We start from the raw sequence: 23,532 nt of genomic DNA on the forward strand, positions 1-23,532 counted from the left end.
CCATCGGACCAGTGGCAAATTTGCGTTATACTCAACTCACTTTGGCTTGCTGCGGCAGCTTTGTTACTGGAGAGTTATATGAGTCAGGCGCTAAAAAATTTACTGACATTGTTAAATCTGGAAAAAATTGAGGAAGGACTCTTTCGCGGCCAGAGTGAAGATTTAGGTTTACGTCAGGTGTTTGGCGGCCAGGTCGTGGGTCAGGCCTTGTATGCTGCAAAAGAGACCGTCCCTGAAGAGCGGCTGGTACATTCGTTTCACAGCTACTTTCTTCGCCCAGGCGACAGTAAGAAGCCGATTATTTATGATGTCGAAACGTTGCGTGACGGTAACAGCTTCAGCGCCCGCCGGGTTGCTGCTATTCAAAACGGTAAACCGATTTTCTATATGACAGCCTCTTTCCAGGCTCCGGAAGCGGGTTTCGAACATCAAAAAGCTATGCCACCCGCACCCGCACCTGATGGCCTGCCTTCAGAAACGCAAATCGCCCAATCGCTGGCGCACCTGCTGCCGCCAGTGCTGAAAGATAAATTCATCTGCGATCGTCCGCTGGAAGTCCGTCCGGTGGAGTTTCATAACCCACTGAAAGGGCATGTCGCAGAACCGCATCGTCAGGTATGGATCCGCGCAAATGGTAGCGTGCCGGATGATCTGCGCGTTCATCAGTATCTGCTCGGTTACGCTTCTGATCTTAACTTCCTGCCGGTAGCTTTACAGCCGCACGGCATCGGTTTTCTCGAACCAGGGATTCAGATAGCGACCATCGACCATTCCATGTGGTTCCATCGCCCGTTTAATTTGAATGAATGGCTGCTGTATAGCGTGGAGAGCACCTCGGCGTCCAGCGCACGCGGCTTTGTGCGCGGTGAGTTTTATACCCAGGACGGCGTGCTGGTTGCCTCGACCGTTCAGGAAGGGGTAATGCGTAATCACAATTAAAAAAAACAGCCGGAGGTGAAAACCGTCCGGCTGTTTTTTGCAGTGCTTATTACGCGTTATAGGCATTTTCGCCGTGGCTGTTGACGTCCAACCCTTCTCGCTCCTGTTCTTCCGGTACACGCAGACCAACCGTCAGATCCGCCAGTTTGTAGCCGATAAAAGCCACCACACCAGACCAGACAATCGTAATGGCGATGCTTTCCAGCTGTACCAGCAGCTGATGCCCCATCGTCACACCTTCAGCGAAGCCCACGCCGCCCAGCGAGCTGGCGGCAAAAATCCCGGTCATGATACAGCCGACAATGCCACAAACGCCGTGCACACCGAAAACATCGCAGGGATCATCCACCCGCAGCAAGCGTTTGAGCATGGTAACGCCCCACAAGCCCGCCAGACCAGCGACTACGCCGATAATCAACGCGCCGCCAACACCAATGTAGCCACAGGCTGGCGTCACGCCGACCAGACCGGCAATCGCGCCAGAACACGCTCCCAGCAGTGAAGGCTTACCGCGCAGCGCCCATTCACCGAAGATCCAGCCAAGAATTGCCGCCGCCGTTGCGACCACAGTGTTCACAAATGCCAGTGCTGCAATTTCATTCGCCGTGCCCGCTGACCCGGCATTAAAGCCAAACCAACCGATATAGAGAATGGCAGTACCGGTAAAGACCATCGGCAGGTTGTGCGGTTTAAACGCCTCTTTGCCGAAGCCCACGCGTTTGCCAATTAGATATGCGCCCACCAGACCAGCAATTGCGGCGTTAATGTGCACCACCGTGCCACCCGCAAAATCCAGCGCACCGTGAGAAGCCAGCAAACCACCGCCCCAGACCATATGCGCAATCGGAATGTAAGAAAGCGTCAGCCATACCACCACGAAAATCAGCACAGCTGAGAAGCGGATCCGTTCCGCCAGCGCCCCGACGATCAAGCCGACGGTAATGCAGGCAAACGATCCCTGAAACGCCACGTGGATATACTGATAAATGCTGCCCATCACCGCCGTCAGTTCGATGTTTTTCAGCATCAACCAGTTAATGTTGCCAAAGAAGTTGTTGCCCTCACCAAACGCCAGCGAGTAACCGTAAACCACCCAGAGAATACAGACCAGTGCAAACGTCACCGTCACCTGCGTCAGCATCGACAGCACGTTTTTGCCGCGAATTAACCCACCGTAAAACAGGGCAATCCCTGGAATAGTCATAAACAGCACCAGCGCAGTACAAATCATCATAAACGCATTGTCGGCTTTATCGGCCACCGCAGGTGCAGCCATTACCAGTCCCGGCAGCATCGCCAGTGAAGCAAGCCCAGTTTTTATCGTCGCTATCTTCATTTTTCGTTCCTGTTGCTGTGTGCCAGAGATTACAGCGCCGCTTCGTCGGCTTCGCCGGTACGAATACGAATGACGCGTTGCAATTCAGCGACGAAGATTTTGCCGTCGCCAATTTTTCCGGTGTAAGCCGCCTTGCTGACGATATCGATCACTTCATCGAGTTGGTCATCAGCAATCGCCACATCAATTTTTACTTTTGGCAGAAAGTTGACGCTGTATTCCGCCCCCCGGTACAGCTCGGCATGCCCTTTCTGACGCCCGAAACCTTTCACTTCGGTGACGGTCAGGCCCTGAATACCAATGGAAGATAACGCTTCACGAACGTCTTCCAGCTTGAATGGTTTGATTATCACGGTCACCAGCTTCATAGATCCCCTCCGGTCAGAATTCGGTAATGGTTCTGCTACACGAATAAGGTATTGCAAGCGGTGTGCCAGAAATGAAAAACGAGAAAGAGAGCAGGAAGTTAAGAAGATTGAAAACAAAAACGCACTATGACAGTGCACAGTGCGTTACATTTTTGCACCAACGATGAAATATTGCGCTATTCAGGCGCTCAATGACTCCTCTTCACGCACGCTGGCTGCCAGCTCTTCGCCCGCAAGTTGCAGTTGATACATCTGCCAGTAGCGCCCCTGGGCGGCCAGCAGTTGCTGGTGAGTCCCCTGTTCCACAGCCTGACCACGATGAAGCACCAGAATGGTGTCAGCATCAACAATGGTCGATAAGCGGTGAGCAATCACCACAAGCGTAGTGTGTTCACGCACCGCCGCCAGTGCGTGTTGAATCGCCTGTTCAGTACCGGAGTCAATGCTGGCGGTGGCTTCATCGAGGATCAGGATTTGCGGTGTCTCCACCAGCACGCGCGCCAGTGCCAGCAGTTGCTTTTGCCCAACCGAGAGATTATTCCCCTGCTCGCCCAGCGGCGTATAAATACCATCACTCATGCTGCGCGCCAGCTCCGCCAGTTGCACGGTTTCCAGCGCCTGCCAGACACGTTCTTCGGAGATATCACGTCCCAGCGTCACGTTGGCGAGGAAGGTATCCGCCAGCACTACCGGATCTTGCTGCACCATTGCCACGCCCTGGCGCAGCGCGCTGTGACTTAGCGAACTTAATGGACGACCATCAAGGCGAATATCACCTTCCGTTAGCGGGTAATAGCCCATCAATAAACTGGCGAGGGTACTTTTACCACTGCCGGTATGCCCCACCAGCGCCACAAAGTTGCGCGAAGGCACCGAGAGATTAATGTTCTTCAGTACCAGATTGTCATCGCGATAAGCAAATGACACGTTATCGACTTCAATGTTGCCGCTCTGTAAGGGGCGATCATCATTGCCATATTGCTGGCGCGGTCCGTCCATCAGCTCAAACACGCGCTCACCAGCAACAACAGCCTGTTGCAGCATCGCCTGTTGCGTGGTCAGTTCGATTAAGGGTTCGTTAAGCCGCCCAAGATAGCTGATAAACGCATACAGTACGCCCACTTCAATGGTACCGCTGGCGGAGAAGCCAAACAGCATCAACAAGCCACAAAGAATGAGCGATGAAAACAGACTCAGCAGCGGACGCAGCAGAAAACCGTCGAGGCGCAGGGTTTGCATCCTCGCCATATAGTGTGAACGACTGGCCTCACCCATACGTTCGCCAAATCGCGCCTGCTGACGGAACTGCTGGATGACGCTCATGCCATTGATGATTTCGTTAAAGCCGTCGTTGATATCTGCCAGATAGGCGCGCACACGACGGACAATCGGCGTGCTGTAACGCTGGTATATCACCATTACCACCAGCACCACCGGGAAAATCATTATCGCTACCAGCGCCATTCGCCAGTCGAGACTAAACATCGCCACCAGCATCGCACCCACCAGGGCGGCGCTACGCAGGACCGTTGCCACTACGGTAACGTAGAGGTCGCGGATCACTTCAGTATCATTGGTAACGCGGGAAATCACCTGCCCGACCGGCTGAGTATCAAACTCACTCAACGGTTGGCGTAACGCAGCATCCATCACGTCGGTACGCAACTGTTGTACCACGCCAACCGCCGCCCGATTAAACAGCAGCGACTGCGCGTAATGTAGCCCGGCGGCAAACAGTTGTAGCCCAACATACGCCGCAGCCAGCCCGGCAACCACTTTCAACGGCAGGTTATTTTTCGCCACCATATTGTCGATAAAATAGCTGATAAGCAGCGGCCCGCTGACTTCTGCCGCCGCCGCAACCCACATCATCAGGACCGCAATCCCCAACGGTTTACGCCACGGCGAACCGTACGCTAACAGGCGCTTGAGAGTCGGCCACAGTTGGCTAAAACTACGCATCGATGGCCTCCTCGCGAATTTCCGGAGCGTCGTCGAGCGCCGCCTCCAGTTGTTGATAGCGATACATATCGCGATACCAGCCGCTTTGTTGTGCCAGCACATCATGATTGCCACGCTGGGCGATATGTCCGTGCTGCATCACAATAATTTCACTGGCTTCCGTCAGTGCAGAAAGGCGATGGGCACTGATGATTACCGTTCTTCCCTGCCCCCACTGGCGCAGGTTATGCAGGATCTGGTGCTCTGTGCGTCCGTCCACCGCCGAAAGCGCATCATCCAGAATAAGGATTTCCGCATTCACCAGTAACGCACGAGCAATGGAAATACGCTGTTTTTGCCCGCCAGAAAGCATCACGCCGCGCTCGCCCACTTCTGTGTCGTAACCTTGCGGTAGACGCAAAATATCGTCATGTACGCTGGCTAACCGCGCGACATGCTCAATCTCTTGTTGGGTGGCATTCGGGCAACCCAACGCGATGTTATTCGCCACGGTGTCGGAAAAAAGGAATGGCGTCTGGCTGACCACCGCCAGGCGGCTACGCCAGCTATCGAGTTGTAACTTCGTCAGAGGAATATCATGAAAGCGAATATCCCCCTCGCTGACGTCGAAATGACGCTGAATGAGCGACAACAGGGTACTTTTGCCGGAACCAGTCGGCCCGCAGATACCCAGCATCTGACCGGGTTTCAGGGCGAAATTGACGTTTTCCAGCGCAGGATGGTCAGTCTGCGGATACATAAACTGGCGAATATTTACATCCAGTTCACCACGACCTTCTGGCACGGGTTCGCTACCATCGTTCACCACCGGCGCTTCCGCCAGCATCGCGCGAATACGGCTGTACGCAGCACTACCACGCTCCACTATGTTAAACATCCATGCCAGCGCCAGCATCGGCCAAATCATCAGACCTAAATACATCATAAAACTGGTGAGCTGGCCCAGCGTTAAACTGCCCTGCACCACCATCCAACTACCGCCGCCAATCGCCAGCAAGTTCGCCATACCAATCGCGATATAGATGGTCGGGTCGAAACGAGCATCAATACGCGCCACACGCATGTTTTTCTTACCGGTGTCTTCAGCATCTGCAGCAAATAGCGCAGACTGGCGATCTTCCAGACCAAAGGCTTTGATCATGCGGATACTGGTGAGGCTTTCTTGAGTTCGGTCATTAAGACTGGAAAACGCCGCCTGCGCCAACTTAAAACGTTCATGTAAGGCATCGCCGTTGCGCTTAATCATGATCGCCATCACTGGCATCGGCAACAGGGCAAATAAGGTCAACTGCCAGCTAATTTGCGTAGACATCATAATCAACACAGCGCAGCCCATCACCAGTGAATCCACCAGCGTCAGCACCCCTTCTCCGGCGGCAAACACGACCCGATCGACGTCATTGGTCGCACGAGCCATGAGGTCCCCCGTGCGATGACGCAGGTAAAACTCAGGATGCTGCCGGCTTAGCTGACGGTAATAATCTTCGCGCAGTTCTACCGCCAGTTGGTAAGACGCGCCAAACAGCAATACACGCCAGACGTAACGCAGGAGATAAACCACAACGGCAATCAGCACCATGGTGGCGATCCACATCAGGATCTGCCCGGTAGTAAAGTGTTGTTCTGTCACGCCATCGACAACAATACCAACCACTTTTGGTGGAACCAGTTGCAGCATCGCGATAATGACAAGCAAGGCAACAGCCCCGAGATAGCGACGCCATTCCCGACGGAAATACCAGCTTAATTGAGCAAATAATCGCACGCGTTGTGTCCTGACCTGATTCTGGATATTTATTCGATGGGTAAAGAAGTGGTGTATTTAATCTGTTCCATCGCGAAGCTGGAAGTGACGTCCGACAGCCCCGGCACGCTGTTTACCAGACGCTTATAAAACTCGTCGTAGCGTTTCATGTCGGCAACCTGGACGCGCATCAGATAATCGTATTCCCCGGCCATGCGCCAGAACCCCAGCACTTCTGGCATTTCAGTAACCACCGTCACAAAGCGGCAATACCATTCGCTGCTGTGATGTTGCGTTTTTATCAGCACAAAGGCGGTCAGACCGAGGCCAATTTTTTCCGGGTCCAACAGGGCGACTTTGCCGATAAGGATACCGTCATCCTCCAACCGTTTCAGTCGCTTCCAGCAAGGCGTGGTTGTCAGATTAACGGCTTCAGCCAATGCCTGCAAAGAGAGGGTGCAATCCTGCTGTAGTAAGGCCAGCAGCTTACGGTCAATTTTATCTAACATAACCCTTCCACAGAGAATTTTTTTCTCTTTTAATTCTATTTTAAAGGTGAAATCGCGACAATTTATTCTGTGCGGTTTAAACATCACGGCACAAAATGACAAATTCAACGCAAAAAAAACCGGGCAATTGCCCGGTGCTGGAAGGGATCTCGTTATTCGGGGGAATAAGGTAGATGTGGATAGTCCAGCCAGTGCGTCAAATAGTGAGAGACCGCCTGATTTCGGCAATGTCCAATCACCGGTAAATGAGGGAGCTCCGCGCGCAGTTGCGGCATCGCATTGCCCATAATAAAGCCGCTACCGACGCTGCCTAACATTTCGCGATCGTTCATCGCATCACCAAAGGCCATGCAATCGCGCAACGATAAACCTAAATGTTGGGTCAGCACCGTCAATGCAGCGCCTTTATTGCAGCCCACCGGGAGCACTTCGAGGCAATCCGTCGCGGAAAAACACAAATGTGCACGCTCGCCTAATGCTTCGTGTAGTTGGATCTGCAAGCGTGTAAGATCGTCGTGATCGCCACAGAAGCAGATCTTGGTGACGCGATTGAGTGGCATTTTTTTAACATCGATTATCTGATAACGAAAACCGCTATAGACAAATGCCTGCAACAACGCAGGGATCTCTTTTCCGGTAAACCAACCATCGTCATTGAAAATATGCATGCTAGCTCGGGTATCCCATTGCTGATACAGCACCAGCTCTGCCACATCCGCAGGTAAATCATCACGATGTAAAAGTTCACCTTCCAGAGAATGCACGCGCGTTCCGTTGCCGGTAATCAAATACGCATCCAGCGATAGCGCCCCGAGAATATGCTGCATCTCCAGCGCATGACGACCTGTGGCGAAAGTGAGGGTAATGTCGCGTTCACGCAGTCGTGCCAAAGTAGAGAGTGTTTTCTCACCTAAATGATGGTCAGGCATCAATAAAGTGCCGTCCATATCAAATGCTGCCAGACGAGCCATTTCTTTCTCCACTCTGTGACACGGTTAATAGTGATTGAGTATCACCTGATATATACGGAAGTAATAGTGAATAGTTAAATAATATTGTTCCGGGTTTATATGCGACTGCTCAACCGTCTTAACCAGTATCAACGTCTGTGGCAACCTTCCGCCGGAAAGCCGCAAACCGTCACCGTCAGCGAACTGGCCGAACGCTGTTTTTGCAGCGAACGCCATGTTCGTACGCTGTTACGCCAGGCACAGGAGGCGGGATGGCTGGAGTGGCAGGCGCAGTCAGGACGCGGAAAGCGCGGTCAACTACGCTTTCTGGTCACGCCAGAATCGCTACGCAATGCGATGATGGAACAGGCGCTGGAAACCGGAAAGCAGCAAGATGTGCTGGAGCTGGCGCAACTGGCCCCAGGTGAGCTGCGCACTCTGTTACAGCCGTTTATGGGCGGACAATGGCAAAACGATACGCCCACGTTGCGTATTCCCTACTATCGCCCGCTCGAACCGCTACAACCGGGCTTTTTGCCCGGCCGTGCCGAGCAGCATCTCGCCGGACAGATATTTTCCGGCCTGACCCGCTTCGATAATAATACCCAGCGCCCGATTGGCGATTTAGCGCATCACTGGGAAACCTCTGCTGACGGGTTACGCTGGGATTTTTATCTTCGCTCAACCCTACACTGGCATAACGGCGATGCAGTAAAAGCCTCACACTTACACCAGCGGTTATTGATGCTGTTACAACTGCCAGCACTGGATCTATTATTTATTAGCGTGAAGCGTATTGAAGTCACCCATCCGCAGTGTCTGACCTTCTTTTTACATCGCCCCGATTACTGGCTTGCGCACCGGCTGGCGAGCTACTGCAGCCATCTGGCGCATCCGCAATTCCCCCTGATCGGCACTGGTCCTTTTCGCTTAACACAATTCACAGCGGAACTGGTGCGCCTGGAGAGCCATGATTATTACCATTTGCGTCATCCGCTGCTTAAAGCGGTTGAGTACTGGATAACTCCGCCGCTTTTCGAAAAAGATTTGGGAACCAGTTGTCGGCATCCCGTGCAAATCACCATCGGCAAACCGGAGGAGCTGCAACGCGTCAGCCAGGTCAGTAGCGGCATCAGTTTAGGTTTTTGCTATTTAACGTTGCGCAAAAGTCCCCGACTGTCCCTCTGGCAGGCGCGAAAAGTGATCTCCATTATTCATCAATCCGGTTTATTACAAACGTTAGAAGTCGGAGAAAACCTGATCACCGCCAGTCATGCATTACTGCCTGGCTGGACTATTCCACAATGGCAAGTACCGGATGAAGTCAAACTACCGGAAACCTTGACGCTGGTTTATCACCTACCGATAGAACTTCATACCATGGCAGAACGCCTACAGGCGACACTGGCCGCGGAAGGCTGTGAACTTACAATTATTTTTCATAACGCAAAAAACTGGGACGACACGACCCTACTGGCACACGCAGACCTCATGATGGGCGACAGGTTAATTGGCGAAGCGCCGGAATATACCCTGGAGCAATGGCTGCGATGCGATCCACTGTGGCCACATGTTTTCGAGGCTCCAGCATATGCACATTTGCAATCGACACTGGACGCGGTGCAAGTAATGCCTGATGAGGAAAACCGATTTAATGCCCTGAAAGCGGTTTTTAGCCAGTTAATGGCAGATGCGACGCTGACGCCGCTGTTCAACTATCACTATCGCATTAGCGCCCCTCCCGGCGTGAACGGTGTGCGACTGACACCGCGCGGCTGGTTTGAATTTACCGAAGCCTGGCTTCCCGCGCCGTCGCAATGAAGAGCTGGTCCGGGTTAATCGCAGGCGTTACCATAACGCTTTTATTGTTCAAGCAGGATTATCTATGAAACGTGCTGTCGTTGTGTTCAGTGGAGGCCAGGATTCCACCACCTGTCTGGTGCAGGCATTACAACAATATGATGAAGTCCATTGCGTGACGTTCGATTACGGTCAGCGGCATCGCGCAGAAATCGACGTGGCACGCGAACTGGCGCTGAAACTGGGAGCACGCGCGCATAAGGTTCTTGATGTAACGCTGCTCAACGAGCTGGCGGTCAGCAGCCTGACGCGTGACAGCATTCCGGTGCCTGATTATGAACCTGAAGCCGATGGCATCCCGAATACGTTTGTCCCAGGGCGTAATATTTTGTTCCTGACACTGGCGGCAATATATGCGTATCAGGTAAAAGCAGAAGCCGTAATTACCGGCGTCTGCGAAACGGATTTCTCCGGTTACCCGGATTGCCGCGATGAGTTTGTGAAAGCACTAAACCATGCCGTCAGTTTAGGCATGGCGAAAGATATTCGTTTTGAAACGCCGCTGATGTGGATTGATAAAGCGGAAACCTGGGCGCTGGCTGATTATTACGGCAAGCTGGATTTAGTCCGTAACGAAACGTTGACCTGCTATAACGGCATTAAAGGCGACGGTTGCGGTCATTGTGCGGCGTGTAATTTACGCTCCAACGGTTTGCATCATTATCTGGCCGATAAACCGACGGTGATGGCAGCGATGAAGCAGAAAACCGGGTTGAAGTAATTATTCCGGGTGTCGCCGGATGCGGCTTGAGCATCCGGCACCACAAAACGTTTACTTAACCATCTGCTCCAGCTTTTCGCGCAATTCCCCTTCCAGAGCTAATGCTTTCTGCGTTTTAAGATCAATACAAACAAACGTAATAAGCGCATCCGCGACCACCTGCCCTTCCGGCTCCAGTGTAATGACCTGGCTTAAGATGCCGCTTTTACCGTTTAATTGCTGCAACTGACTGGTAATGGTTAACAGGTCGCTTAATACCGCCGGGCGACGATAGTTAATATTGATATTGACCACGACGAAGGCGATGTTATGGGCCGTCATCCACTGAAAACTGTCGCTATTTTCCAACCCATCCCAGCGGGCTTCTTCGAGAAACTCAAGGTAGCGGGCGTTGTTTACGTGCTGGTAAACGTCGAGATGATATCCACGAACTTTGATTTGTGTTTGCATAGCGCAATAACCTTACGTTGTTGTTATAAGAACTGTTATAAGTGCAGAGGTCATAACTGGTATGACCTCTTCAGTCTGGCAAAAATTTGCCACTATGCAAATTAATTACAGGGTTAATACCGCCAGATTACGTTCCACCAGCGAATTGCCCATCCCCGGCACCTGCTTGAGATCCTCCACCGTTTTAAACGGACCGTACTCTTCGCGATAACTGACAATCGCCTGCGCCTTCTTCAGGCCAACGCCATTCATCGCGCGGGCTAACTCTTCCGCGCTGGCATTATTAATGCTGACCCGGGTACCTTCTTCGTCACTGGCTTTAGTCGGTACTGCTGCTTTACTTTGTGCTGCAGGAGCTTCCGCTTTGGTTTCTACCGTTGTCGGTTTCGCTGCAGGAGCTGCCGCCAGCGCGCTATGAGACATTCCGGCACAGGCCAGGGACAGGGTAATGAGCAGTGCTTTAATTCCGTGTTTCATACTGTTTTCTCCTTGTTTGTTAACAGTGGAATCACCTTAACGGCAGTGAAAACAGGAAACAAATGGCAATGTTCAGAAATGGAAAAGGCCGCGAAAGCGACCTTTTCTTGTTACAGCTGCAAAGCATTTTTTTGCGAGGCGGCTTCAGGATTATTGCTGTTCCAGCGCATCGCCAATTTTGATTTTCGCCTCTTTACGCAGGTTACTCATCAGAGCTTCAAAGACGATTTGTGCGTTGTTCTGGGTGATACCCTGCACCATCGCTTTTTTCTGATCTTCCGGCATTGAACCTTGTTTCACTTCATCCAGCGCCAGCAGAACCACATTACCTTGCATATCGGTCGCCATACCGTAGCTCGGTTTGTCTTTCGCTGGCAGTGGCAGTGCAAACGCCGCCTGGCTAATCGGGTCACGACCGGAACGGCTTAAGGTTTTCGGCTCGCCAAATTTCAGACCGGCGGCCTGCATAGCTTCTGCACCTTTGCCGGCTTTCAAATCAACCAGCAGTTTTTCAGCATCCACTTTCGCCTGTTGTTCAGCTTTGTTGTGCTGAACCAGTGCCTTAACTTGTTCCTGAACATCTGCCAACGGTTTCACCGCTTCCGGTTTGTGCTCGCTGATGCGCAGCACGAATGCGCGGTCGCCGTCTACGGTGATGATGTCAGAGTTGATGCCCGGTGCGCCGTTTTCACCTACCAGACCGCCGTTAAAGATAGCGTCTGCAACCGGCTTAAAGTTCAACTCTTCCGGCAGGTTATCTTTGCTGAACCAACCCGTCTGAGTGGCTTTTACGCCCGCAGCTTGCTCTGCACCGGCCAGAGACTCGGTATCATTGCTTGCTGCATCGCTCACTTTCTGCTGCAGTGCGTAGTACGCATCGAGGGCTTTTTCGTGTTTCACTTTCGCCGCGACATCGTCACGCACTTCGTCTAACGACTTCACTTTCGCTGGCTGAATGTCGTCCAGACGTACAATCAGGAAACCGACCGAAGATTTGATGACACCAGAGAGTTGGCCTTTTTCTTTCAGACCAGCATTTTTCAGTTCGTCAGGGATAGTGGCATCTTCTAACCAACCCATATCGCCGCCGTTACGGGCAGAGATAATATCGGCAGATTTTTCTTTGGCTAACGCAGCAAAATCACCGCCTTTATTCAGCTCATCAAGTACCGCTTTCGCTTCATCTTCAGTTTTGGTCTGGATGATGCTGTAGCGGGTACGCTGCGGCTGGGTGAATTGATCCTGATGCTGATCGTAGTAGCTCTGGATATCCGCATCGCTAACCGGTTGCTGCATCGTTGCGGCATCCAGCTTGATGTAACTCACGCGGAATTGTTCCGGCGTCATGAAATTGTTTTTGTTTTGTTCGTAGTAGCTGGCAATTTCCTGTTCGGTCACAGGCTGCTTCGCCGCCAGCGCGTTAACATCGATAGTCGCTTCACGTACCACGCGTTGTTGAGCTACCAGTGCCGCCAGCTCGTCGGTTTCACCTTTCAGCATAAAATCGGTACCGGCAACGCCGTTAATCAGCTGTTGGGTAGTGAGCTGGTTACGTAGCGCCTGGGCGTACTGATCGGCGGTCATCCCCATCTGGTTGAGGATACCGTTATAGCGGCTGTTATCAAATTTGCCGTCAACCTGGAAGGCTGGGGTCGCGAAAATCGCCTGTTTAACCTGCTCATCACTGATACCCAGTTTCAGCTCACGAGCGTACTGATCCAGCAGCGCCTCGTCGATCAGACGATTCAGCACCTGTTGACGCAGGGTTTTCATATAGCCTTCGTTCGCTGCAAGCTCAGAGTATTGATCGCCCAGCTGTTGCTGCATGCGATTACGCTCGCTGTTGAAGGCGTTCTCGAACTGCCCACGGCTGATTTCCTGGTCATTCACTTTTGCGGCGTAGTTATTGCCTCCGCCAATCAGGTAACCACTCACGCCGGTCAATATGAACGACACGATAATGATACCGAAAATAATCTTGAGCACGAGACTGTTTGCAGCCGTGCGTAAGCTGTCCATCATGGTGTAACAACACTCCGCTGTAGATGACTGTGTACCTCACGCAACGTATCGATGCGCGCAAAGGCCTATTGTGACAAGAAACGGGGGCAATTGTCAGCCCACAAGACGCAGAAAGTCACCGAATACAAATAAAAAAGGCACATCAGTAGATGCGCCCTTGAACTTCGTCACATCCCCACTGGGGACAACGCTTAGTTTACCGCGTCTTTCAGTGCTTTACCTGCACGGAAGCTCGGTACTTTAGCGGCAGCGATGGTGATCTCTTTACCGGTCTGCGGGTTGCGGCCAGTACGGGCAGCACGCTCTTTAACGGCAAAAGTACCAAAACCTACCAGTGCTACATCATCCCCTTCTTTCAGAGATTCAGTTACGGAAGCAATAATAGCATCTAACGCACGGCCAGCCGCAGCTTTAGAGATATCAGCCCCTGCAGCAATCTTGTCGATCAATTGAGATTTATTCACTCTTCTCTTCCTCTTTATAATTTATATCGCACTTGAATCCTTCAAGGTACGAACGCGCAGCAGTTATATCAGGCCAGCCATCCCCTTACAACACCCCTTAATAAGGGCAAGCCCAATCCGCCATCTAACTTAGCGAGACAAAAAAAGGCTGGCAAGTCCGAATTAGCCTGCCAGCCCTGTTTTTATTAGTGCATTTTGCGCGAGGTCACTATTTTGCAGTCACAACCTGCATGCCAGACGGTTCATTTTGCAGTGCCAGAGTCAGAACTTCCTCAATGCGTTTCACAGGATGAATGTCCAGATCAGCAATTACGTTGTCAGGAATCTCTTCCAGATCGCGTTTATTTTCGAACGGAATTAACACTGTTTTAATCCCGCCGCGATGCGCTGCCAGTAGTTTTTCTTTCAAACCACCGATCGGCAGTACCTGACCACGCAGAGTGATCTCACCGGTCATTGCCACATCGGCACGAACCGGGTTACCGGTCAGGCAAGAAACCAGCGCGGTGCACATAGCAATACCGGCACTCGGACCATCTTTTGGCGTCGCACCTTCCGGTACGTGGACGTGGATGTCGCGTTTTTCGTAAAAATCAGGGTTGATCCCCAGTTTTTCCGCACGCGCACGAACCACCGTTAACGCCGCCTGAATGGACTCTTGCATTACTTCGCCGAGCGAACCGGTATAGGTCAGTTTGCCTTTACCCGGAACGCACGCGGTTTCAATGGTCAGCAAGTCACCGCCCACTTCCGTCCACGCCAGACCAGTTACCTGACCAACACGGTTTTCGTTATCCGCGCGACCATAGTCGAAACGCTGAACACCGAGATAGTCGTGCAGGTTATCGCCGTTAATTTCGATATGTTTTAAAGACTTATCGAGCAACAACTGCTTAACCGCTTTACGGCACAGTTTGGAGATTTCACGCTCCAGACCACGCACGCCCGCCTCACGGGTGTAGTAACGAATAATGCCGATAATGGCGCTATCGTCGACGGTCAGCTCACCTTTTTTCAGTGCATTACGTTCAATCTGCTTCGGCAGCAGGTGACGTTTGGCGATGTTCAGTTTTTCATCTTCGGTATAACCGGAGAGGCGAATCACTTCCATACGATCCAGCAGCGGTGCCGGAATGTTCATGGAATTCGACGTCGCGACAAACATCACGTCGCTGAGATCGTAATCCACTTCCAGGTAGTGGTCGCTGAACGCTACGTTCTGCTCTGGATCCAGCACTTCAAGCAGTGCGGAAGCCGGATCGCCTCGCATGTCAGAAGACATTTTGTCGATCTCATCGAGCAGGAACAGCGGGTTTTTCACGCCCACTTTCGCCATTTTCTGGATCAGTTTACCCGGCATAGAACCGATGTAAGTACGGCGGTGACCACGGATTTCCGCTTCGTCACGCACGCCGCCCAGCGCCATACGAACATATTTACGTCCGGTAGCTTTGGCGATGGACTGACCAAGAGAAGTTTTACCTACCCCCGGCGGCCCAACCAGGCAGAGGATCGGCCCCTTGATTTTGTTGACACGGCTTTGAACCGCAAGATACTCAAGGATACGATCTTTAACGCGCTCCAGACCATAATGGTCGGTATCAAGGATTTCTTGCGCCTGACGCAGGTCTTTTTTGACCTTGCTACGCGCATTCCAGGGCACCTGCACCATCCAGTCGATATAACCACGCACCACGGTCGCTTCTGCCGACATCGGAGACATCATTTTCAGCTTCTGCAGTTCTGCTTCCGCTTTCTCTTTTGCCTCTTTCGGCATTTTCGCCGCGTCGATTTTGCGCTTCAGCGCTTCGTTTTCGTCCGGTGCATCGTCCATTTCGCCGAGTTCTTTCTGAATAGCTTTCATTTGCTCGTTCAGATAGTACTCACGCTGGGATTTTTCCATCTGCTTTTTAACGCGGTTGCGAATGCGTTTCTCAACCTGCAGCAGATCGATTTCCGATTCCATCATCGCCATCAGATATTCCAGACGTTCGTTGACGTCGGACATCTCCAGAACAGACTGTTTGTCAGCGAGTTTCAGCGGCATATGCGCAGCAATGGTATCCGCCAGACGCGCCGGATCGTCGATGCTGTTCAGCGACGTCAGCACTTCTGGTGGGATTTTTTTGTTCAGCTTGATATAACCTTCAAACTGGCTGATTGCGGTGCGCACCAGCACTTCCTGTTCCCGCTCATCAATGGTCGGCGACTCCAGATACTCCGCCTTCGCAGAAAAGTGTTCGCCATTGTCAGAGAGCGCAGAAATACGCGCGCGCTGTAACCCCTCGACCAGCACTTTGACGGTGCCGTCAGGCAGTTTCAGCATCTGCAATATAGAGGCCACGGTCCCGACGGTGAAAAGATCGTTTACACCCGGCTCATCCGTTGAAGCTTCTTTCTGCGCGACCAGCATAATTTTTTTATCATGGTCCATCGCCGCTTCCAGACAACGGATAGATTTTTCCCGCCCGACAAATAAGGGGATGACCATGTGCGGATAAACCACCACATCGCGCAGCGGCAATACGGGGATTTCAATGCGTTCAGAACGCTCAGGATTCATAGAGCTCTCTCTTAGTTTAATTTCCGCCAGGTAATCAGATGACACGACTGTGCTTCACGCCATCTATTAACATGTACGTCAGTATATGGGGATGTTTCCCCCACATTCAACGCCGAGAATAGAGGAAAAATTAAAGGGGAGATAAAATCCCCCCTTTTTGGTTAACTAATTGTATGGGAATGGTTAATTATTCACCAGATGCCTGTTGCGCTTCCGGCTTGCCATAAATCAGCAACGGTTTGCTTTGACCATCAATTACCGACTCGTCGATAACCACTTTCTCGACATCTTCCATGGACGGCAGATCGTACATGGTATCGAGCAGTGCGGCTTCTACGATGGAACGCAGGCCACGGGCACCGGTTTTACGCGCCATCGCTTTCTTAGCGATAGCATCCAGCGCCTCGTCACGGAATTCCAGATCCACGCCTTCCAGATTAAACAGCGCCTGATACTGCTTGGTCAGGGCGTTTTTCGGCTCTTTGAGGATCTGAATCAGAGCTTCTTCGCTCAGTTCATTCAACGTTGCGACAACCGGCAGACGACCAATGAACTCAGGGATCAGACCAAACTTGATCAGATCTTCCGGTTCAACCTGCGCCAGCAGCTCGCCTTCACTTGCTTTGTCAGATTTCGCTTTTACCGTCGCGCCAAAACCAATGCCGGAGCCTGTTTCTACACGATGGGAAATCACTTTATCCAGACCGGCAAACGCACCGCCACAGATAAACAGGATCTTAGAGGTATCAACCTGCAAGAATTCCTGCTGCGGATGTTTACGCCCACCTTGCGGTGGAACAGCAGCTACCGTACCTTCGATCAGTTTCAACAGTGCCTGCTGTACGCCTTCACCGGAAACGTCTCGGGTAATGGACGGGTTGTCTGACTTACGAGAAATCTTGTCGATTTCATCGATGTAGACAATCCCGCGCTGCGCTTTCTGTACGTCGTAATCGCACTTTTGCAACAACTTCTGAATGATGTTTTCAACGTCTTCGCCCACATAACCGGCTTCGGTCAGCGTGGTTGCATCGGCCATGGTGAACGGGACGTCCAGCAGGCGCGCCAGCGTTTCGGCCAGCAGCGTTTTACCGGAACCGGTCGGACCGATCAGCAGAATGTTACTTTTGCCCAACTCGACACCATTGCTGGTATCTCCGTTGCGCAGACGTTTGTAGTGGTTGTATACCGCGACCGCCAGCACTTTTTTCGCCTGTTCCTGACCGATAACGTAATCGTCCAGGTGGTTGCGAATTTCATGCGGCGTCGGTAGCGCACTGCGTTCACGATGCGGTGCAACTTCTTTAATCTCTTCGCGAATGATGTCGTTACATAAATCAACACATTCGTCGCAGATATACACGGATGGACCGGCAATCAGCTTGCGCACTTCATGCTGGCTTTTGCCGCAAAAAGAGCAATACAGCAATTTGCCTGAGCCATCTTTGCGTTTATCTGTCATGGGTCAAAACCTCTTCTTTGTTCTTTGTGCCGCACACGACGACGCAAATGCCATTCTCAGGCGCAAGCCGCTTTATAGCGTTGTGCCGCCCTGGATAAGTATAGCGGCACAGTTGCGCCTCTGGCATCAATTACGATGGGTCAGAATCGAATCGACCAGACCGTATTCCACCGCTTCAGGGGCGGAAAGGAAGCGATCGCGCTCGGTGTCACGTTCAATCTGTTCTAATGATTGACCCGTATGAAGCGCCATAAGTTCATTCATACGCCCTTTAACTTTCAGAATTTCACGGGCATGAATTTCGATATCGGTCGCCTGGCCCTGGTAGCCGCCCAACGGCTGGTGAATCATCACGCGCGAATTCGGCAGGCAGAAACGTTTACCTTTTGCCCCTGCAGTCAGCAAAAAAGCGCCCATCGAAGCCGCCTGGCCCATACAGATGGTGCTGACATCAGGCTTGATAAACTGCATGGTGTCATAGATAGACATCCCGGCAGTGATCACCCCGCCTGGGGAGTTAATGTACAGATAGATATCTTTTTCTGGGTTTTCTGCTTCCAGGAACAGCATCTGCGCCACAATCAGGTTAGCCATGTGGTCTTCAACCTGGCCAGTCAGAAAAATGACGCGTTCCTTAAGTAGACGAGAATAGATATCAAAAGAGCGCTCACCACGTGAGGTCTGTTCAATGACCATCGGCACCAGCGCCATATGGGGTGCAAAGTTATCTCGTTCGCCGCTGTATGACATTTCCGTCTCCTGGATAAAATTGAAAAAACCTGCTGTACCGATTGTAACCTTATGGACGGATTATCAGCTAGTCCCTGTGTTATGGGTACGGCATCACCATATTTCAAGCATAACAATCTTTTGTTGTTACGCTAACACCGAAAGAGGCTTTTCGCACGGTTCCATGCAAAATTCATGACAAAAAAAGGCCCACCACCTGGCGGTGATGGGCCTTTGTGCGAATTTAGCGCGTTATGCTGCGTAAATTACGCCTGCTGGTTCATCAGCTCGTTGAAAGTGGTTTCTTTTTCAGTCACTTTCGCTTTCGCCAGTACAGCTTCAACAGCCTGTTCTTCCAGAGCAACATTGCGCATGTTGTCCATCAGTTCTTTGTTTTTGCTGTAGAACTCGATAACTTCTTTCGGATCTTCGTACGCAGAAGCCATCTCTTCGATCAGGCCTTTCACGCGTTCTTCGTCAGCTTTCAGCTCGTTGGTGCGGATAACTTCGCCCAGCAGCAGGCCAACAACTACGCGGCGTTTAGCTTGTTCTTCGAACAGTTCGCGCGGCAGTTCCAGAGCCTGTTTTTCGTTACCGCCGAAACGCTGTGCAGCCTGGCGACGCAGAACGTCGATTTCGCTGTCGATCAGCGCAGCCGGTACGTCGATGTCGTTAGCTTTTACCAGACCTTCGATCGCCTGAGACTTAACGCGGTTACGGATGGCACTCTTCAGCTCGCGCTCCATGTTTTTACGCACTTCAGCGCGCAGACCTTCTACGGAACCATCTTCAACGCCGAAACGTTTGATGAATTCTGCAGTCAGTTCCGGCAGTTCACGCTCTTCAACTTTCTTCAGGTTGATAGCGAATTTCGCTGCTTTACCTTTCAGGTTTTCTGCGTGGTACTCTTCCGGGAAGGTCACGTCGATGGTGAACTCTTCGCCAGCTTTGTGGCCTTTGATACCGTCTTCAAAGCCCGGGATCATACGACCCTGGCCCATCGCCAGTACGAAATCAGACGCTTTACCGCCTTCGAACTCTTCGCCGTCTACAGAACCGGTGAAGTCGATGGTTACGCGGTCTTCTGCTTCAACAGCGCCGTCTTTTTCTTTCCAGGTCGCCTGCTGTTTACGCAGAGTATCCAGCATGCCGTCAACGTCAGCGTCGGTCACTTCAACGATCGGTTTTTCAACTTCGATCGCTTCCAGACCCTGCAGTTCAACTTCCGGATAAACTTCAAACTCTACAGAGTAGGTGAAGTCTTCACCCAGCTTGTATTCGCCCGGAACATAAGTCGGTGCGCCAGCCGGATTGATTTTTTCTTTAATGATGGCGTCAATGAAGTTACGGCTCATCAGGTCACCCAGAACGTCCTGGCGTACAGACGCGCCATAACGCTGAGCAACGATATTCATTGGCACTTTGCCTTTGCGGAAGCCGTCAATACGTACTTTTTTCGCAACGTTGACCAGCTCGCTTTTAACAGCGGTCTCGATGCTGTCAGCAGCGATAGTAATCGTTACACGGCGGCCAAGGCCTTGAGTGGTTTCAACTGAAACTTGCATCTTGTTACCTCAAAAAATCACAGTGCTCGGTCAACTCTTACCCCGCAAGCACAGGTTGTTGGCTTCGCGGAACCGGGATGTTCTTATAATCAATCACATTCCCTGTTACCAGAATCATCCCGAAAGCATTCAAATAGGACGCGGCATTATAGCGGCATCACTTTTATGAGTCGAGAACGGTTATTGCGCGCTGTCGCGTATTTTTTCACAATTCCCGGGCAATTTTCGTCTGAATGCTGGGCAAAAAGCGCAAAATCCAGACAAAACAAAACGGCCCGCAGGCCGTTTTTCATAAAATCTTTAGCAACATACTGGAAAAGCGCCGACAGTTGCAAATGCGTTTTTACGCGATGCTTCCTGCTCCACGACAGGGAGGAGAGGCAAAGACGGTGTCCTGCAACCCTTCCCACTCCTTAATAGTGTAAGTATGCAGAGCCAGCGCATGAACGGTAGTAGAGAGTTCCTCCGCTAAAGTACTGTAAATCATTCGATGACGATTCAGAAAACGTTCACCCGTAAAACGATCGCTGACCAGCACAACTTTAAAATGGCTTTCAGAGCCGGCTGGGACATTGTGACGATAGCTTTCATCCACTACTTCGAGGAATACGGGTTGGAACGCCGCCCTTAATTTTTCTTCTATCCGCTCACGTATCATCATGAAATATCTCCTCCGACAACGCTGAGATGTCATCCATCCCTTTAAATACTAGCCGCTTTTACCGTTTCCATTGCAGCTTAACAACAAATATTTAGGTTTCGTCCTGGTTTTTCCGTCAAGCGTATGAAGTTTACTGATTTAAAGATTGAAACACAGGCCTCGCATCAGCGTTTCTTTTACCAGGGGCGATTATTTCGTCAACATGATGAATTTACATGCCTTACCCACTTCCCCTCGCCGTTGGCAATGTTATGATGGCGGGAATTTTTACCAAACACGCTTAAGAGTCTCTGAGAGCCCGAACATGTTCAAAAAAATCCTCTTCCCGTTAGTTGCTCTGTTTATGCTTGCAGGATGCGCAAAACCGCCAACAACTATTGAAGTTTCTCCGACGATAACGCTGCCACAACAAGATCCAAGTCTGATGGGCGTCACCGTCAGCATTAATGGTGCTGATCAGCGTACCGATCAGGCGCTGGCAAAAGTTACCCGCGATAATCAAATCGTTACCCTGACAGCCTCCCGCGATCTGCGTTTCCTGCTGCAAGAAGTGCTGGAAAAACAGATGACCGCGCGTGGTTACATGGTTGGTCCGAATGGCCCGGTTAATCTGCAAATCATCGTTAGCCAACTGTATGCTGACGTGTCCCAGGGCAACGTGCGCTATAACATCGCCACCAAAGCGGATATCGCTATCATCGCTACCGCGCAGAATGGCAACAAAATGACCAAAAACTATCGTGCCAGCTACAACGTTGAAGGTGCGTTCCAGGCCTCCAACAAAAATATCGCCGATGCGGTTAACAGTGTGCTGACCGATACCATCGCTGATATGTCTCAGGACACCAGCATCCACGAATTCATCAAGCAGAACGCGCGTTAATTTCTGCCCTCTGGCCCGGTGCAAGCCGGGCCTGTAGACGCCCATGTCCAGTCAATATTTACGTATTTTTCAACAGCCACGTTCAGCCATATTGCTGATTCTGGGTTTTGCTTCCGGGCTACCGCTCGCCCTGACATCCGGCACCTTACAGGCCTGGATGACGGTCGAGAATATCGATCTTAAAACCATTGGTTTCTTCTCTCTGGTAGGCCAGGCTTACGTTTTTAAATTCCTCTGGTCACCGCTGATGGACCGCTACACGCCCCCATTTTTCGGGCGGCGGCGCGGTTGGTTGCTCGCCACGCAAATCCTGTTATTAGTCGCCATTGCGGCGATGGGTTTTCTAGAACCAGGCACCCAGCTCCGCTGGATGGCGGCACTGGCGGTGGTGATCGCTTTTTGCTCTGCCTCCCAGGATATCGTCTTCGATGCGTGGAAAACCGATGTGCTCCCGGCAGAAGAGCGTGGTGCGGGCGCGGCAATCAGCGTGCTGGGTTACCGTTTAGGGATGCTGGTTTCCGGCGGCTTAGCCCTGTGGCTGGCAGATAAATGGCTGGGCTGGCAGGGCATGTACTGGTTGATGGCGGCGCTGTTGATCCCCTGTATTATCGCGACGTTACTTGCACCAGAACCAACCGACACCGTTCCTGTGCCCAAAACGCTGGAACAAGCGGTTGTTGCACCTCTGCGCGATTTCTTTGGTCGCAATAATGCCTGGCTTATTTTGCTTCTTATCGTGCTGTATAAGCTGGGCGACGCATTCGCCATGAGCCTGACAACCACGTTTTTGATTCGCGGCGTCGGGTTTGATGCAGGTGAAGTAGGCGTGGTTAACAAAACGCTTGGCTTACTGGCGACCATTGTTGGCGCATTGTACGGTGGGATTTTGATGCAGCGCCTGTCACTGTTCCGGGCGCTGCTGATTTTCGGTATTTTACAAGGTGCGTCTAACGCCGGTTACTGGCTGCTGTCGATTACTGATAAGCATCTCTACAGCATGGGCGCAGCCGTCTTTTTCGAAAACCTCTGTGGCGGGATGGGTACATCAGCCTTTGTCGCGCTGTTAATGACGCTGTGTAATAAGTCATTTTCCGCTACTCAATTTGCCCTGCTCTCAGCGCTTTCTGCTGTAGGGCGAGTTTATGTCGGCCCCGTGGCGGGTTGGTTTGTTGAAGCACACGGCTGGTCGACATTCTATCTGTTCTCCGTCGCCGCTGCTGTACCAGGGCTTTTTTTGCTGCTGGTTTGTCGCCAGACGCTTGAATATACACGAGTAAATGACAACTTTATCTCCCGTACCGAATATCCGGCAGGTTATGCCTTTGCCATGTGGACACTGGCGGCGGGCGTCAGCCTGTTGGCCGTGTGGTTACTGCTGTTGACGATGGACGCGCTGGATTTGACGCACTTCTCTTTCCTGCCTGCTCTGCTGGAAGTCGGGGTTTTAGTCGCCCTTTCTGGCGTCGTGCTTGGTGGTTTACTGGATTATCTGGCGCTACGAAAAACGCATCTGACGTAATCTGTAAATATTATTTAGCTGTAGTAATCACTCGCCGTAATTATTACGGCTAAATAAACATCAGCATCGCTTATTAATATTTGTTCTTTTGTGCGGCTTAGTGTTTGGAAATTATTGACGCCATTTATGAAATCTATTTTTTCTTACACGATTCAGCTAATGAGACTTTATTTCCCCACCACCCAATTGTCACCTTAATGATAATTATTTGTTAAATAAATGTTTTATTTAGCATTGGTTATACCAATTGCCCGCTCAGACTCCTTCTGCACTCCCCTTTCGTTATAACGCCCTTTTGCAACAGCTTCTTAAAATCAACTTGATATGTTTTGCAACATATGTGACCTG

At 51.4% G+C, this 23,532-nt stretch carries 20 protein-coding genes; 5 read left to right on the top strand and 15 right to left on the bottom strand.

Features of this window, described 5'->3' with window-relative positions:
- Positions 1–78 precede the first annotated feature (78 nt).
- Complete coding sequence (gene tesB, locus AACU19_RS10755) at positions 79–939, top strand: acyl-CoA thioesterase II (RefSeq protein ID WP_001353401.1); 861 nt, start codon at positions 79–81, stop codon at positions 937–939.
- 49 nt (positions 940–988) lie between these two features.
- On the opposite strand, the gene amtB is transcribed toward tesB, so the two are convergent.
- From amtB to cof, 6 genes are all read right to left on the bottom strand, one after another.
- Positions 989–2,275: an ammonium transporter AmtB gene (gene amtB / locus AACU19_RS10760; RefSeq protein WP_000685029.1), complete on the bottom strand. Its 1,287-nt coding sequence runs from the start codon at positions 2,273–2,275 to the stop codon at positions 989–991.
- A 29-nt stretch (positions 2,276–2,304) separates the two neighbouring features.
- Positions 2,305–2,643: a P-II family nitrogen regulator gene (gene glnK, locus AACU19_RS10765; RefSeq protein ID WP_000780338.1), complete on the bottom strand. Its 339-nt coding sequence runs from the start codon at positions 2,641–2,643 to the stop codon at positions 2,305–2,307.
- Positions 2,644–2,823: 180 nt separating this feature from the next.
- A complete protein-coding gene (locus AACU19_RS10770; RefSeq protein ID WP_105278229.1) occupies positions 2,824–4,605 on the bottom strand; it encodes a SmdB family multidrug efflux ABC transporter permease/ATP-binding protein in 1,782 nt (593 codons plus the stop codon).
- Positions 4,598–6,370, bottom strand: coding sequence for a SmdA family multidrug ABC transporter permease/ATP-binding protein (locus AACU19_RS10775; protein ID WP_032183483.1), 1,773 nt, complete (start codon positions 6,368–6,370; stop codon positions 4,598–4,600). The genes AACU19_RS10770 and AACU19_RS10775 overlap by 8 nt, the downstream gene beginning before the upstream one ends.
- 29 nt (positions 6,371–6,399) lie before the next feature.
- Complete coding sequence (gene decR, locus AACU19_RS10780) at positions 6,400–6,858, bottom strand: DNA-binding transcriptional regulator DecR (protein ID WP_000884589.1); 459 nt, start codon at positions 6,856–6,858, stop codon at positions 6,400–6,402.
- A 152-nt stretch (positions 6,859–7,010) separates the two neighbouring features.
- Positions 7,011–7,829 carry an HMP-PP phosphatase gene (gene cof / locus AACU19_RS10785; protein ID WP_105277202.1) on the bottom strand — a complete coding sequence of 273 codons (819 nt, stop codon included), beginning with the start codon at positions 7,827–7,829 and terminating at the stop codon, positions 7,011–7,013.
- 99 nt (positions 7,830–7,928) lie between these two features.
- Here cof and AACU19_RS10790 point away from each other — a divergent pair, with 99 nt between their 5' ends.
- Together AACU19_RS10790 and queC are read left to right on the top strand one after the other, a co-directional pair.
- A complete protein-coding gene (locus AACU19_RS10790) occupies positions 7,929–9,629 on the top strand; it encodes an SgrR family transcriptional regulator (RefSeq protein ID WP_105278230.1) in 1,701 nt (566 codons plus the stop codon).
- Positions 9,630–9,693: 64 nt separating this feature from the next.
- On the top strand, positions 9,694–10,389 hold the full coding sequence (gene queC / locus AACU19_RS10795; protein WP_000817234.1) for a 7-cyano-7-deazaguanine synthase QueC: 696 nt from the start codon (positions 9,694–9,696) through the stop codon (positions 10,387–10,389).
- A 51-nt stretch (positions 10,390–10,440) separates the two neighbouring features.
- Here the strand turns inward: queC and fadM are convergent, their stop codons facing one another.
- From fadM to bolA, 9 genes are all read right to left on the bottom strand, one after another.
- Positions 10,441–10,839, bottom strand: a complete 399-nt coding sequence (gene fadM / locus AACU19_RS10800) for a long-chain acyl-CoA thioesterase FadM (protein ID WP_001194534.1) — start codon at positions 10,837–10,839, stop codon at positions 10,441–10,443.
- A 105-nt stretch (positions 10,840–10,944) separates the two neighbouring features.
- On the bottom strand, positions 10,945–11,316 hold the full coding sequence (locus AACU19_RS10805) for a helix-hairpin-helix domain-containing protein (protein ID WP_000680297.1): 372 nt from the start codon (positions 11,314–11,316) through the stop codon (positions 10,945–10,947).
- A gap of 150 nt (positions 11,317–11,466) precedes the next feature.
- Complete coding sequence (gene ppiD / locus AACU19_RS10810; protein ID WP_000969382.1) at positions 11,467–13,338, bottom strand: peptidylprolyl isomerase; 1,872 nt, start codon at positions 13,336–13,338, stop codon at positions 11,467–11,469.
- Between the two features lie 191 nt (positions 13,339–13,529).
- Entirely contained in the window at positions 13,530–13,820 is a 291-nt protein-coding gene (hupB, locus tag AACU19_RS10815) for a nucleoid-associated protein HU-beta (RefSeq protein ID WP_254892905.1), read from the bottom strand.
- A gap of 190 nt (positions 13,821–14,010) precedes the next feature.
- On the bottom strand, positions 14,011–16,365 hold the full coding sequence (gene lon, locus AACU19_RS10820; RefSeq protein ID WP_001295325.1) for an endopeptidase La: 2,355 nt from the start codon (positions 16,363–16,365) through the stop codon (positions 14,011–14,013).
- A 187-nt stretch (positions 16,366–16,552) separates the two neighbouring features.
- Complete coding sequence (gene clpX, locus AACU19_RS10825) at positions 16,553–17,827, bottom strand: ATP-dependent protease ATP-binding subunit ClpX (RefSeq protein ID WP_000130305.1); 1,275 nt, start codon at positions 17,825–17,827, stop codon at positions 16,553–16,555.
- 126 nt (positions 17,828–17,953) lie between these two features.
- Positions 17,954–18,577, bottom strand: coding sequence for an ATP-dependent Clp endopeptidase proteolytic subunit ClpP (clpP, locus tag AACU19_RS10830; RefSeq protein WP_000122253.1), 624 nt, complete (start codon positions 18,575–18,577; stop codon positions 17,954–17,956).
- 245 nt (positions 18,578–18,822) lie between these two features.
- Positions 18,823–20,121 (bottom strand): trigger factor, encoded by a 1,299-nt coding sequence (gene tig / locus AACU19_RS10835; protein WP_001198386.1) that lies wholly within the window; start codon positions 20,119–20,121, stop codon positions 18,823–18,825.
- A 343-nt stretch (positions 20,122–20,464) separates the two neighbouring features.
- Positions 20,465–20,782, bottom strand: coding sequence for a transcriptional regulator BolA (gene bolA / locus AACU19_RS10840; RefSeq protein ID WP_000973448.1), 318 nt, complete (start codon positions 20,780–20,782; stop codon positions 20,465–20,467).
- 304 nt (positions 20,783–21,086) lie between these two features.
- Between bolA and AACU19_RS10845 the strand changes: the two genes are divergently transcribed.
- Together AACU19_RS10845 and ampG are read left to right on the top strand one after the other, a co-directional pair.
- Positions 21,087–21,665 (top strand): lipoprotein, encoded by a 579-nt coding sequence (locus tag AACU19_RS10845; RefSeq protein WP_001295326.1) that lies wholly within the window; start codon positions 21,087–21,089, stop codon positions 21,663–21,665.
- Positions 21,666–21,708: 43 nt separating this feature from the next.
- Positions 21,709–23,184, top strand: a complete 1,476-nt coding sequence (gene ampG, locus AACU19_RS10850) for a muropeptide MFS transporter AmpG (RefSeq protein WP_032302574.1) — start codon at positions 21,709–21,711, stop codon at positions 23,182–23,184.
- Positions 23,185–23,532: the final 348 nt, after the last annotated feature.

The sequence above is a fragment of the Escherichia sp. MOD1-EC4550 genome (assembly GCF_963876935.1).
GTDB lineage: Bacteria > Pseudomonadota > Gammaproteobacteria > Enterobacterales > Enterobacteriaceae > Escherichia > Escherichia coli_F.